At 62.7% G+C, this 12,777-nt stretch carries 11 protein-coding genes; 5 read left to right on the forward strand and 6 right to left on the reverse strand.

Annotated elements, in window-relative coordinates:
* Positions 1 to 215: 215 nt before the first annotated feature.
* A complete protein-coding gene (locus SOP95_RS13070) occupies positions 216 to 1,322 on the forward strand; it encodes an enoyl-CoA hydratase/isomerase family protein (RefSeq protein WP_323607321.1) in 1,107 nt (368 codons plus the stop codon).
* Positions 1,323 to 1,325: 3 nt separating this feature from the next.
* Positions 1,326 to 2,477 (forward strand): acyl-CoA dehydrogenase family protein, encoded by a 1,152-nt coding sequence (locus tag SOP95_RS13075; RefSeq protein ID WP_274075773.1) that lies wholly within the window; start codon positions 1,326 to 1,328, stop codon positions 2,475 to 2,477.
* 123 nt (positions 2,478 to 2,600) lie between these two features.
* Here SOP95_RS13075 and SOP95_RS13080 read toward each other — a convergent pair whose 3' ends face one another.
* From SOP95_RS13080 to SOP95_RS13105, 6 genes are all read right to left on the reverse strand, one after another.
* Positions 2,601 to 3,374 carry an enoyl-CoA hydratase gene (locus SOP95_RS13080; RefSeq protein ID WP_323607322.1) on the reverse strand — a complete coding sequence of 258 codons (774 nt, stop codon included), beginning with the start codon at positions 3,372 to 3,374 and terminating at the stop codon, positions 2,601 to 2,603.
* A 14-nt stretch (positions 3,375 to 3,388) separates the two neighbouring features.
* The gene (locus tag SOP95_RS13085; RefSeq protein ID WP_323607323.1) at positions 3,389 to 4,516 is read right to left on the reverse strand and encodes an acyl-CoA dehydrogenase; all 1,128 of its coding nucleotides are present in this window, start codon (positions 4,514 to 4,516) and stop codon (positions 3,389 to 3,391) included.
* 140 nt (positions 4,517 to 4,656) lie between these two features.
* Complete coding sequence (locus SOP95_RS13090) at positions 4,657 to 5,850, reverse strand: acetyl-CoA C-acyltransferase (RefSeq protein WP_323607324.1); 1,194 nt, start codon at positions 5,848 to 5,850, stop codon at positions 4,657 to 4,659.
* A gap of 12 nt (positions 5,851 to 5,862) precedes the next feature.
* The gene (locus tag SOP95_RS13095) at positions 5,863 to 6,624 is read right to left on the reverse strand and encodes an SDR family NAD(P)-dependent oxidoreductase (protein ID WP_274075777.1); all 762 of its coding nucleotides are present in this window, start codon (positions 6,622 to 6,624) and stop codon (positions 5,863 to 5,865) included.
* A gap of 16 nt (positions 6,625 to 6,640) precedes the next feature.
* Positions 6,641 to 8,305 (reverse strand): AMP-binding protein, encoded by a 1,665-nt coding sequence (locus tag SOP95_RS13100; protein WP_323607326.1) that lies wholly within the window; start codon positions 8,303 to 8,305, stop codon positions 6,641 to 6,643.
* Between the two features lie 260 nt (positions 8,306 to 8,565).
* Entirely contained in the window at positions 8,566 to 9,582 is a 1,017-nt protein-coding gene (locus tag SOP95_RS13105) for an AraC family transcriptional regulator (RefSeq protein ID WP_323607327.1), read from the reverse strand.
* 257 nt (positions 9,583 to 9,839) lie between these two features.
* Between SOP95_RS13105 and SOP95_RS13110 the strand changes: the two genes are divergently transcribed.
* The 3 genes from SOP95_RS13110 (at position 9,840) to SOP95_RS13120 (ending at position 12,769) form a co-directional block, all read left to right on the forward strand.
* Positions 9,840 to 10,697: an SDR family oxidoreductase gene (locus SOP95_RS13110; RefSeq protein ID WP_323607328.1), complete on the forward strand. Its 858-nt coding sequence runs from the start codon at positions 9,840 to 9,842 to the stop codon at positions 10,695 to 10,697.
* A 97-nt stretch (positions 10,698 to 10,794) separates the two neighbouring features.
* Positions 10,795 to 11,409, forward strand: coding sequence for a Yip1 family protein (locus tag SOP95_RS13115; RefSeq protein WP_323607330.1), 615 nt, complete (start codon positions 10,795 to 10,797; stop codon positions 11,407 to 11,409).
* Between the two features lie 10 nt (positions 11,410 to 11,419).
* On the forward strand, positions 11,420 to 12,769 hold the full coding sequence (locus SOP95_RS13120) for a cation:proton antiporter (RefSeq protein ID WP_274075782.1): 1,350 nt from the start codon (positions 11,420 to 11,422) through the stop codon (positions 12,767 to 12,769).
* The last annotated feature ends 8 nt before the right edge of the window (positions 12,770 to 12,777 follow it).

A 12,777-nucleotide genomic window follows, 5' to 3' on the forward strand; every position in this document is an offset into this window, starting at 1 on the left:
GCTCGCGAAAAACATCAAGGCACCGCTGCACCAATGGTTTACGCGTTATCGTTCACGACCATCGCGAGCAAGCTCGCTCCTACAAAAGCCGCTGCAAAAATGCAGACAGCACCTGCACATATCCCGGTTGTACAAGGCAAATTTGCACTGGTACGATCCAGCATCGCTCGCGCGCGAGCTTCTTAATAAAGAACAATAAAAGCAGGGAGTTAGTGATGACTGCTCAGGTTTCTTCTCCAGCGACTTCGTCAATGGATGCCACGCAAAACGAAGTGCTGGCCGAGGTTCGCAACCACATCGGTCACCTGACCCTCAACCGCCCCGCCGGCCTTAACGCCATCACCCTCGAGATGGTGCGCAACCTGCAGCGTCAGCTGGACGCCTGGGCACAGGATGAACAGGTGCATGCGGTGGTGCTGCGCGGTGCCGGCGAAAAAGCCTTTTGTGCCGGTGGCGACATTCGCTCGCTGTACGACAGCTTCAAGGGCGGCGATACGCTGCACGAAGATTTCTTCGTCGAGGAATACGCCCTCGACCTCGCGATTCATCATTACCGCAAACCGGTGCTGGCCTTGATGGACGGTTTTGTCCTGGGTGGCGGCATGGGCCTGGTGCAAGGCGCCGACCTGCGGGTGGTCACCGAGAAAAGTCGCCTGGCGATGCCTGAAGTCGGCATCGGTTATTTCCCGGATGTGGGCGGCAGCTACTTCCTGCCACGCATCCCCGGTGAACTGGGGATCTACCTGGGCGTCAGCGGCGTGCAGATCCGCGCGGCCGATGCGCTGTACTGCGGGCTGGCCGACTGGTACCTGGACAGCGGCAAACTCGCCACGCTGGATGAAAAACTCGATCAACTGCAATGGCGTGACACACCCCTGAAGGATCTTCAGGGCCTGCTGGCGAAACTCGCCGTGCAACAGTTGCACGATGCACCGCTGGCCGCCTTGCGCCCGGCTATCGACCACTTCTTCGCCTTGCCCGATGTGCCGAGTATTGTGGAGCAACTGCGCGAGGTCACGGTCGCCGACAGCCATGAGTGGGCGTTGAGCACCGCCGACCTGCTGCAGACCCGCTCGCCCCTGGCCATGGGCGTAACCCTGGAAATGCTCCGGCGCGGTCGGCACCTGAGCCTTGAACAATGTTTTGCCCTTGAGCTGCACCTGGACCGCCAGTGGTTCGAGCGCGGCGACCTGATCGAAGGCGTGCGCGCCTTGCTGATCGACAAAGACAAGAACCCGCGCTGGAACCCGCCTACCCTGCAGGCGCTGGACGCCGAACACGTGGCGAGCTTCTTCAACGGTTTCGATGAGAGCGGGAGCTGAACCATGCACGATCTCGAATTGACCGAAGAACAGGTCATGATCCGCGACATGGCCCGGGACTTTGCCCGTGGCGAAATCGCGCCCCACGCCCAGGCTTGGGAAAAGGCCGGCTGGATCGACGACGCCCTGGTGGCGAAGATGGGTGAGTTGGGCCTGCTGGGCATGGTGGTGCCCGAGGAATGGGGCGGCACTTATGTCGACTACGTCGCTTATGCCCTGGCGGTGGAAGAGATCTCCGCCGGCGACGGCGCCACCGGCGCGTTCATGAGCATCCACAACTCGGTCGGCTGCGGGCCGGTGCTCAACTACGGCAGCGAAGAACAGAAACAGACCTGGCTGGCGGACCTCGCCAGCGGCCAGGTCATCGGTTGCTTCTGCCTGACCGAACCCCAAGCCGGCTCCGAAGCGCACAACCTGCGCACCCGCGCCGAATTGCGCGACGGTCAGTGGGTGATCAATGGCGCCAAGCAGTTCGTCAGCAACGGCAAGCGGGCCAAGCTGGCGATCGTGTTTGCGGTGACCGACCCGGACCTGGGCAAGCGCGGAATCTCGGCGTTCCTGGTGCCAACCGACACCCCTGGCTTCATCGTCGACCGCACCGAACACAAGATGGGCATCCGCGCCTCCGATACCTGTGCGGTCACCCTGAACAACTGCACCATCCCCGAGGCCAATCTGCTCGGCGAGCGCGGCAAGGGCTTGGCCATCGCGCTGTCCAACCTCGAAGGCGGCCGCATCGGCATCGCCGCCCAGGCGCTGGGCATTGCTCGCGCGGCGTTTGAAGCGGCGCTGGCCTATTCCCGCGATCGTGTGCAGTTTGGCAAAACCATCAATGAACACCAGAGCATCGCCAACCTGCTGGCCGACATGCACATGCAGTTGAACGCCGCGCGGTTGATGATCCTTCACGCCGCTCGCCTGCGCACGGCGGGCAAGCCTTGTCTGTCGGAGGCCTCGCAGGCCAAGCTGTTTGCCTCGGAAATGGCCGAGAAAGTCTGCTCCTCAGCGATTCAGATTCATGGCGGGTATGGGTATCTGGAGGATTACCCGGTCGAGAAGTATTACCGGGATGCGCGGATCACGCAGATCTATGAAGGGTCGAGCGAGATTCAGCGGATGGTGATTGCCCGTGAACTGAAGAACTATCTGGTCTGAAGCCTTAAAAGCTTCGCTGGCAAGCCAGCTCCTACAGGGTTCTCGGTCGCTCACACATATTGTGTACACACCGAAACCTGTAGGAGCTGGCTTGCCAGCGAAGAGGCACGCAATAACGCTACATTACTTACCTTGGAACTCGGCCTCACGCTTGGCAATAAACGCCGCCATCCCTTCCTTCTGATCCTGCGTCGCGAACGCCGCATGGAACACCCGACGCTCAAAGCGCACGCCTTCCGACAGGCTCACTTCAAAAGCACGGTTGACGCTTTCCTTGACCATCATCGCGATCGGCAGGGACTTTTTAGCGATCAGCGCCGCGACTTTCAGCGCTTCATCCAGCAACTCATCGCTCGGCACGATGCGCGCCACGATGCCGCAACGTTCCGCTTCCACGGCATCGATCAAGCGCCCGCTCAGGCACATTTCCATGGCCTTGGCCTTGCCCACGGCACGGGTCAGGCGCTGGGTGCCGCCCATGCCCGGCAATACGCCGAGGTTGATTTCCGGTTGGCCGAACCTGGCGTTGTCGCCAGCCAGGATGAAATCGCACATCAGCGCCAGTTCACAGCCGCCACCCAGGGCGAAACCGTTGACGGCGGCGATGATCGGCTTGCGGCGGTTGGCCACGCGGTCGCTGTCGCTGAACAGGTCGTCGATATAGATCTGCGGATAGGTCAGCTCGGCCATTTCCTTGATGTCGGCACCGGCGGCAAAGGCCTTTTTCGAACCGGTCAGGACGATGCAGCCGATGTCCGAGTCCGCCTCGAAGCCGTCGAGGGCCTGGTTCAGTTCCCTGACGATCTGCGCGTTCAACGCGTTCAGCGCCTGCGGGCGGTTGAGGGTGATCAGGCCAACGCGGCCATGGGTTTCCAGCAGAATCGTTTCGTAGTTCACAAGCGGGTTCCTTTTCAAAGATTGCGTGAAATGACCATGCGTTGAATATCGCTGGTGCCTTCGTAGATCTGGCAGACCCGCACGTCGCGGTAGATCCGCTCCAGCGGGAAGTCGTTCAGGTAACCGTAACCGCCAAGGGTTTGCAGCGCCGAGGAGCATACCTTCTCGGCCATTTCCGAGGCGAACAGCTTGGCCATCGAGGCTTCCACCAACGCCGGCTTGCCGCTGTCTCTCAAGGCCGCCGCGTAATGCACCATCTGCCGCGCCACGGCGATCTGGGTCGCCATGTCCGCCAGGCGGAACGCCACGGCCTGGTGCTCGATGATCGGCTTGCCGAAGCTCTCGCGCTCGCGGGCGTAGTCGCGGGCCGCTTCGAATGCGGCGCGGGCCATGCCCACCGATTGCGAGGCAATGCCGACGCGCCCACCTTCGAGGTTGGCCAGGGCGATCTTGTAGCCTTGACCCTCTTCGCCCAAACGGTTGGCCACCGGCACTTTCACGTCTTCGAAGAGAATCTGGCAGGTGTCCGAGGCGTGCTGGCCCAGCTTGTCCTCGACCCGGGCGACTTTGTAGCCCGGCGAATCGGTGGGCACGATGAATGCGGTGATGCCGCGTTTGCCGGCAGTCGGGTCGGTCACGGCGAACACGATCACGATCCCGGCGTTCTGCCCCGAGGTGATGAATTGTTTGCAGCCGTTGAGCACGTAGTGATCGCCGTCCAAACGGGCACGGGTTTTCAAGCCGCTGGCATCGGAACCGGCCTGGGGTTCGGTCAGCGCGAAAGCACCGAGCATGGCGCCACTGGCCAGGGGCTTGAGGAAGCGCTCTTTCTGGTTGGCATTGCCGTAATTGAGGATAGGCACGCAACCGACCGAGTTGTGCACGCTCATGATGGTCGAGCAGGCACCGTCGCCCGCGGCGATTTCTTCCAGGGCCATGGCGTAGGCCAGGTAACCGGTCTCGCAACCGCCCCACTGCTCCGGCACCAGCATGCCGAAGAAGCCCAGTTCGCCCATTTCGGCGATGGCTTCCTTGGGGAAGCGGTGTTCACGGTCCCATTCGGCGGCGAAGGGTTTCAAGCGTTCCTGGGCAAAGTCCCGGGCCGCGTCGCGTATCTGCTGTTGTTCGTCATTGGGGATCATGGTGAATCCTTAGAATCCGGGGTACGACACAAAACCCTGTGGGAGCCAGCCTGCTGGCGATGGCGTCGTGTCAGTCAATTTCTACTTTCATGACACACCGTCATCGCCAGCAGGCTGGCTCCCACAGGGGTGGGGTTGGCCTAGTAAAGGCATTCCACGGCCATGGCCGTGGCTTCGCCGCCACCGATGCAGATCGCTGCAACGCCACGCTTCAAGCCTTTCTGGCGCAGGGCCGAGAGCAGGGTCACGAGGATCCGCGCGCCGGACGCCCCGATCGGGTGGCCGAGAGCGCACGCGCCGCCGTGCACGTTGAGTTTTTCGTGGGGGATTTCCAGCTTGGTCATGGTCACCAGGCTGACCACGGCGAAGGCTTCGTTGACTTCCACCAGGTCGACTTCATTCAGCGACCAACCGGTTTTCTTCATCAGTTTTTCGATCGCGCCCACCGGTGCCACCGGGAACAGGCTCGGGGTATCGGCGAAGGCCGCGTGACCATGGATCACCGCCAGCGGCTTGAGGCCACGCTTGTCGGCCTCGGAACGGCGCATCAGCACCAGTGCCGCCGCACCGTCGGAGATCGAACTGGAGTTGGCCGCCGTCACGGTACCGCCATCACGGAACGCCGGTTTCAGCGAAGCGATCTTGTCCAGTCGGGCTTTTGGCGGCTGCTCGTCATGGCTGATCGTCACCTGCTCTTTGCCGACGGTGACGGTCAACGGCACGATCTCGTCCTTGAAGCTGCCGTCCTTGATCGCCTGCTGGGCGCGGGTGGTCGAAGCCACCGCGAACGCATCCTGGGCCTCACGACTGAAGCCGTTGGTTTCGGCGCAGTCTTCGGCGAAGGTGCCCATCAGGCGCCCCTTGTCGTAGGCGTCTTCCAGGCCGTCGAGGAACATCGAATCCAGTACCCGGCCGTGCCCCATGCGGTAGCCGCTGCGGGCGCGGTCCAGCAGGTATGGTGCGTTGGACATGCTTTCCATGCCACCGGCGACCACCACCTCGGCGCTGCCAGCCACCAGCATGTCGTGGGCCAGGATGGCCGCTTCCATGCCCGAGCCGCACATCTTGTTGAGGGTGGTGCAACGGGTCGATTTATCCAGCCCGGCGCCGAGCGCCGCCTGACGTGCAGGGGCCTGGCCCTGGCCGGCCGGCAGTACGCAGCCGAACAACACTTCGTCGACGCCATCACTGGCAACGCCAGCACGCTCCACCGCGGCCTTGATCGCGGCGGCACCGAGTTGCGGCGCCGTGAGGCTTTTCAGTTCGCCCTGGAAACCACCCATCGGGGTGCGCACGGCGCTGACGATAACAATCGGATCGTTGGAAAAGGTCATGACAAATCCTCCTTACTTGGCGGCCATGCGCAAGGCACCGTCGAGACGGATCACCTCGCCATTGAGCATGCTGTTTTCAATGATATGCCTTACCAGCCGGGCATACTCGGCAGGTTTGCCCAGGCGTGGCGGAAACGGTACGCCAGCGGCCAGGGAGTCGCGCACTTCCTGGGTCATGCCGGCCATCATCGGCGTTTCGAAAATGCCCGGGGCGATGGTCATCACGCGGATGCCGAAGCGCGCCAGTTCACGGGCGGCCGGCAAGGTCAGGCTGACGATGGCGCCTTTCGACGCGGCGTAGGCCGCCTGGCCGATCTGGCCGTCATAGGCCGCCGCCGAGGCAGTGTTGATGATCACGCCACGCTCGCCATCGGCGTCCGCTTCGGTTTCGGCAATCGCCGCCGACGCCAGGCGCAGCATGTTGAAGCTGCCGATCAGGTTGACGTTGATTACCTGGCTGAAGCTTGCCAACGCGTGCGGACCGTTCTTGCCGAGGATCTTCTCGCCACGCACGATGCCGGCACAGTTGACCAGCCCGTTGAGGCCACCGAATGCCTTGACCGTTGCCTGCACCGCCGCTTCTGCCGCCGCTTCGTTGCTGATGTCGGCGACCACGCTTTGCGCGCCCAGGCGCTGGGCCTGGGCCGCGACGGCTTCGGCGTTCATGTCCACCAGCATCACCTTGGCGCCGGCTGCGACCAGCATTTCAGCGGTGGCCGCACCGAGGCCGGAAGCACCGCCGGTGACGAGAAAAACCTTGTTTTCGATCTGCATCATTGTGTCCTTCGATTCAAGCTGAAACGTTCTTCGCGGCGGCCTCTTGAGCCTTGGCGATTTCCTGGTTGCGCAAGATAAAGCGCTGCAATTTGCCGCTTGGGGTTTTCGGCAACTCGCTGACAAATTCTATTTCCCGGGGATAGGAGTGAGCCGCCAGGCGCTTGCGCACGTGTTGGCGCAGCTCTTCGGCCAACTCTGGCGCGGCACGGTATTGCGCGCTGAGCACGACGAAGGCCTTGACCAGTTCGGTTCGCTCCGGATCGGGTTTGCCGATCACCGCGGCTTCGACCACCGCCGGGTGCTCGATCAGAGCGCTTTCCACATCGAAAGGGCCGACGCGGTACCCGGAGGTGGTGATCACATCGTCACTGCGGCCAACGAAGCTGATGCTGCCGTCCGGGTTCCACTCCACCGTGTCGCCGCTCAAATAGTAATTGCCGACAAAGGCCTTGGTCGGTGCGCCTTCGTAGCCGGCGAACCAGCACATCGGCGACTGGGTGCGGTCGATGGCCAGGATGCCCGGTTGGCCAACGCCCAGTTCCTGGTGATCGTCGTCCAGCACCACGATGCGGTGGCCCGGCGAAGCAAAACCGGCGGCTCCCATGTGGATCGAGTGCTCCAGGCCATGGTGGTTGCACAGCACCATGCCCAGTTCGGTCTGGCCGTAATGGTCATGGATGACCACGTCCAGGTTATCGGCGAACCAGCGGATCACTTCCGGGTTCAGCGGCTCGCCGGCGCTGCTGACGATGCGCAGCTTGCCCTTGATCGACCGGGCGAATTCGTCGCCACCGGCGATCAGCAGGCGATACGCGGTTGGTGAGCCGGTGAGGTTGGTGATCCCGTATTTGTTGATCACCCGGCAGGTGCTTTCCAGGGTAAACGGGCCATCGTAGAAGGTGATCGGGTGGCCCATGGACAGGGGGCCGGTGACGCCGAAATAGATGCCGTAGGCCCAGCCCGGGTCGGCCAAGTTCCAGAAGGCGTCCTCAGGGCGCAGGTCCACCGCGTCACGGGTGTAGCTCTGGAAGGCGACGATGGCCTTGAGCGGTACCGACAGGGCTTTCGAAGGGCCGGTGGTACCCGAGGTGAACATCAGCAGGAACGGGTCTTCGCCGGTCAACAGCACCGGTTCGCAGACATGGGAGTGGTTGGCCAGTTCGGCCCAGAAGCTGTAGTCCCCACGGACTATGCCCTGCCCTTTGGGGCCGGCGACTGTGACGATGGTCGGGCAGTCGGCGACTTCCGCCAGTTTCGAGCGATTGACCGCGTCGGTGACCACCACTTTCGCCCCGGAACTGCCCAGGCGATGTTCGATGGCCTTGGGACCGAAGGCGGTAAACAAGGGTTGATAGACCGCGCCGATGCGCCAGGTGGCGAACACGGTGATCAGCAATTCGATGTTGCGTGGCAGGAGACCGGCGACCTTGTCGCCTTTCTTCACGCCCTGGGACAACAGGAAGTTGGCAAAACGCGCGGCCTTGTCCTGCAGGTCGTTGAAGGTGTAGGTCGCGCTGGAGCCATCACGGCCTTCCCAGAACAGCGCGATACGCCCCGGCAGCGCATGCCGGTCGCAACATTCGATGCAGGCGTTGAGGGCGGTCAGATTGCCGGCGAGTGCGGCATCGACGGTGTGCTGATAATTGAACTGTGAAACGGCAGACAAGTAATCGCGCATTGCCAGAATCCCTCTGTATTTTTTGTTAGGTGGGGGGAACCGTAACCAACAGGGAAATACTCGCTCTGCGCGGGGTGTCGGGCAATGGTCAAAGTTATCAAGTTGTCTGACTGGTTTGGCCAAGACTGCAGGAGCGAGCTTGCTCGCGATGGGCTCGAGAACACCGCGGGCCCAGGCTCCCAGCGCCATCGTTCACGACCATCGCGAGCAAGCTCGCTCCTACAGGCGAAGAGGCCCGCCCATACGACCAGAAATCCAGATCAACTGGCTTCGTTGAGAATCAAACTGCGGTAATGCCCGGGATTGGACCCCGACCATTTACGAAACGCCTTGTAGAACGAGCTTGCATCGGCAAACCCCAGGCGGGTGGCGATTTCGGCGAAGCTGATGGCCGGTTCGGCCAGCCAGGCGATGGCCAGCTCCTTGCGCACGCTGTCCTTTAGCCCCTGGTACGTCTGCCCCTCCTCGGCCAGGCGCCGGCGCAGGGTCGAGGCCGACATGCACAGGCGTTGCGCCAGGGTTTCGGTCTCCGGCCAGTGCTCCGCGGGCAGTTGCCGCAAGTCCTGCTTGATCCGGCTGGCCAGGCTTTGCGGATCGCGGTACTTGACCAGGATGTTGGCCGGCGCATGGGCCAGGAAGCGCCGCAGCTCTTCGACGCTGCGCTTGATCGGCAAACCCAGGCAGTCCGCGGAAAAGATCATCCGCGTGCGCGGTCGGTCGAAGCGCAGGTTCTCGGAGAACATCACCTGATAATCATCGCAGAAATCCGGCTGGGCACAGCGCAGCTCGATCGCCAGGATCGGAATTCGCCGTCCGGCCAGCCAACAGGCCACGCCGTGCACGATCATCCAGTAGGTGAAGTACGTGAAGGCCCGGCGCGGCTCGTGGTCGTCTTCGAGCAAGACGATTTCCGCCAGGCTTTGCTGATGCACAAGCTCGGCGGGCATGCGTTCGAGCATCAACGACAGGAAACCCAGGCCGCTGCCGAGCCCGGCCGCCAGGCTCGGCTGGACCATGGCACAGCGACAGAGGAACTCCAGGCTGCCGGACTTGAGCTTGCGCGGGTCCATGCCAAAGAACTCGTCATCCCCTCGCCGGGCCAGCAAGCGCCACAGGCGCGCATAAGCACTGGCGGGAACCCGCGCGTCACTACTGCCGAGCAACGCCGGATCAATGCCGACCTTGCCCAACACCTCATCGGTGGTCGCGCCCGGGGCGCAACTTTGCAACAGCGCTTCACGCACCAGTTGAATGGAAATGGTGTCTTTTTCCGACATTGCGCGAGGCGAGCCTTGTTCTTGTTTGAGTGGTGGGCATATTAGCGCAGCCGCCCGGTCGGCGCAGAACCCTGTAGGAGCCCGGCTTGCCGGCGAAGGCGTCCTTGAACATTGCGTTGGTCTTTTCGGGCGCCTTCGCTGGCAAGCCTGCTCCTACAAGGTTTTCACCCGCCATCAGGACATTATCCAACCGAACTCCGCACAAAAGGCCAGGGTCAACCCTATGACTCCCCCATCCTTGAACCCGGAGATCGATGATGAACGACTACCCAAAACCACCCTTCCCCAAACAACAGCAACCCGTCCCGGGCTCCCAACGCAAAATGGATCCCTATCCGGACTGCGGTGAGCAGAGCTACAAGGGTTCCGGTCGCCTGAACGGCAAGATCGCCCTGATCACCGGGGGCGACAGCGGCATCGGCCGCGCGGTGGCCATTGCCTTCGCCCGTGAAGGTGCCGACGTGGCCGTGGCCTATCTCGATGAGCAGGAAGATGCAGAGGAAACCGCACGCTGGGTTGAACAAGCCGGCCGGCAATGCCTGCTGCTGCCGGGTGACCTGGCGCACAAGGTGCATTGCCAGTCCCTGGTGGAGAAAACGGTCGAGCGGTTCGGCCGCATCGACATCCTGGTCAACAACGCGGCATTCCAGATGACCCACGAAAACCTCGAGGACATCTCCGACGAAGAATGGGTGATGACCTTCGACGTCAACATCACCGCCATTTTCCGGATCTGCCAGGCGGCGCTCAAGCACATGCAGCCCGGCAGCTCGATCATCAACACCAGTTCGGTCAACTCCGACATGCCCAACCCCACCCTGCTGGCCTATGCCACGACCAAGGGCGCGATCGCCAACTTCACCGCTGGCCTGGCGCAGATGCTCGGGCCAAAGGGTATCCGGGTCAACAGCGTGGCGCCGGGACCGATCTGGACGCCGCTGATCGTCTCGACCATGCCCGAGGATACGGTACAGAATTTCGGCGCCAATACCCCGCTCGGCCGTCCGGGCCAGCCGGTGGAAGTGGCGCCGATCTACGTGCTGCTGGCCTCGGACGAAGGCAGCTACATCACCGGCCAGCGTTTCGGGGTAACCGGGGGCAAACCGATCCTGTGATGCACAGCGCACCTTAAAAATGGAACCTGGCGAGGCCTCCAGCGCTCCACTCTTCATGGGCCCTCCCCGGCGGGCCTTTCGATACCTGGAGGTCGTCATGTCCGCACCTATCGTCAAACTGTTCACTCAGCCGAACTTCGCGTGGACGGATATTCGCAAGGAAGAAGAAGCGCATCCTCGCCACTACCTCGCCCATTTGATCCTGCTGGCCTTGATCCCCGCCGTCTGCCTGTTCATTGGCACCACCTACGTCGGCTGGAGCCTGGCGGAAAACGAAACAGTCCGCCTCAGCCACCGTAGCGCGCTGCACCTGTGCGCCTTGCTGTATCTGTGCACGCTCGCTGGAGTCGCCGTCATGGGGGTGTTCATCCGCTGGATGTCGCGTACCTTCGACGCACGCCCGACGCTCAACCAGTGCATCGGTTTTGCCGCCTACACGGTCACGCCGTTTTTCCTGGCGGGCATTGCCGGCCTGTACCCGAGTCGCTGGCTGGCGATCCTGGTGCTGGCGGCGGCTTCGGCTTACTCGACATTCCTGCTGTTTGTCGGATTGCCGACCTTCATGCACGAGCGCAAGGAGCAAGGCGTGCTCAATGCCGTTTGCGTCTGGGGCGTCGGCTTGCTGGTCCTGGTCACCATTCTGGTGAGCATGATCCTGCTGTGGTTCAACGTACTGACGCCGGAGTACTTGCGCGCTACCGTCACTCAATGACCCCCGGGCCATGAGCTTCATTGTCTGGGTCGCGGTGCTGGGCGCCGTGCTGCTGACGCTGGCACTGACCTCGTCATTCCTGCGCTGGATGCCGGTGACCACCTCGGCCGTGTGCCTGGCACTCGGGGTGGCCATCGGGCCGGCGGGTCTGGGCTGGCTGAGGCTGGACATCAAGGATGCCGCCTATTGGATGGAGCACCTGACGGAAGTCGCGGTGCTCTTTTCGTTGTTCGTCTGTGGACTCAAGCTGCGCCTGCCCCTCAGGGACCGCAAATGGCGCGTGGCCTTCGGGCTCGCGGGACCGGTGATGGTCCTGACCATCATTGGTGTCTGCCTGTTGCTGCATTACGCCTTCGACCTGCCGTGGGGGCCGTCCCTGCTGGTCGGCGCGATCCTGGCGCCCACCGACCCGGTACTGGCCTCGCTGGTGCAGGTCAACGATGCCAAGGACGACGACGCCGTGCGCTTCGGTCTGTCCGGGGAGGCCGGGCTCAACGATGGCATAGCGTTTCCTTTTGTGATCCTGGGGTTGCTGTTTATCCAGCAAGGCGGCGGTGATTCGACCGCCTGGCTCGATGACTGGGCGCTCAAGCGGCTGCTGTGGGCGGTGCCCGCCGGCTTGCTGGTCGGCTACATCATGGGCCGTGTCATTGGGCGCCTGACGTTGTCCATGCGCATCAGGAATGCCGACAGCACCCTGTCGCCCAACGACTACCTGACCTTTGCCCTGATCGCCCTGGCCTATGTCGCCGCCGAGGCGGTGCACGGCTACGGATTCCTGTCGGTGTTCGCGGCGGCCCTGGGCTTGCGTCGGGCCGAGGTCAAGTCGATGGGGCATTCACAGGTGCCGGCCGAACACCTGGTGCAGCCGGTGGTCGGTCATCAGAACGTCGAGCCCGATGCCGCCGTGCATGGCGATGTGACGAATCTGGAGGACGCGCAGGTGGCGGCCGGGATCATGATGGGCGACATGTTGTCATTTGGCAGCCTGGTCGAGCGGGCCATGGAGGTGTTTCTGGTGACGCTGCTCGGGGTGGTGCTGGTGGGTCATTGGGACTGGCGCGCGCTGGCGATTGCGCTGGCGCTGTTCTGCGTGATCCGGCCGCTGATTGTAGGGTTGGCGCCCTGGGGCAATCTGCTGGACGGCAAGCAACGGCTGTTGATCGGCTGGTTCGGCATTCGCGGCATCGGCAGCTTCTATTACCTGTTCTACGCCTTGAACCATGACCTCGCGCCGTCGATGGCGACCCTGTGCACCGACCTCACGCTCTCGGTGGTGGCGCTGAGCATCCTGATTCACGGGATCAGTACCCAACCGATCCTCGCTCACTATGAACGGCACAAGCCGCCGCCGGCCTGATGGATCCT

This window comes from Pseudomonas sp. YuFO8, from assembly GCF_035065025.1.
In the GTDB taxonomy this organism is placed as follows: Bacteria; Pseudomonadota; Gammaproteobacteria; order Pseudomonadales; family Pseudomonadaceae; genus Aquipseudomonas; species Aquipseudomonas putida_AE.

Excerpts from the sequence above, each read along its gene's own strand:
- SOP95_RS13070 (WP_323607321.1), top strand. The coding sequence starts at position 216 with ATGACTGCTCAGGTTTCTTCTCCAGCGACTTCGTCAATGGATGCCACG.
- SOP95_RS13075 (WP_274075773.1), top strand. The coding sequence starts at position 1,326 with ATGCACGATCTCGAATTGACCGAAGAACAGGTCATGATCCGCGACATG.
- SOP95_RS13085 (WP_323607323.1), bottom strand. The coding sequence starts at position 4,516 with ATGATCCCCAATGACGAACAACAGCAGATACGCGACGCGGCCCGGGAC.
- SOP95_RS13090 (WP_323607324.1), bottom strand. The coding sequence starts at position 5,850 with ATGACCTTTTCCAACGATCCGATTGTTATCGTCAGCGCCGTGCGCACC.
- SOP95_RS13095 (WP_274075777.1), bottom strand. The coding sequence starts at position 6,624 with ATGCAGATCGAAAACAAGGTTTTTCTCGTCACCGGCGGTGCTTCCGGC.
- SOP95_RS13100 (WP_323607326.1), bottom strand. The coding sequence starts at position 8,305 with ATGCGCGATTACTTGTCTGCCGTTTCACAGTTCAATTATCAGCACACC.
- SOP95_RS13105 (WP_323607327.1), bottom strand. The coding sequence starts at position 9,582 with ATGTCGGAAAAAGACACCATTTCCATTCAACTGGTGCGTGAAGCGCTG.
- SOP95_RS13110 (WP_323607328.1), top strand. The coding sequence starts at position 9,840 with ATGAACGACTACCCAAAACCACCCTTCCCCAAACAACAGCAACCCGTC.
- SOP95_RS13115 (WP_323607330.1), top strand. The coding sequence starts at position 10,795 with ATGTCCGCACCTATCGTCAAACTGTTCACTCAGCCGAACTTCGCGTGG.
- SOP95_RS13120 (WP_274075782.1), top strand. The coding sequence starts at position 11,420 with ATGAGCTTCATTGTCTGGGTCGCGGTGCTGGGCGCCGTGCTGCTGACG.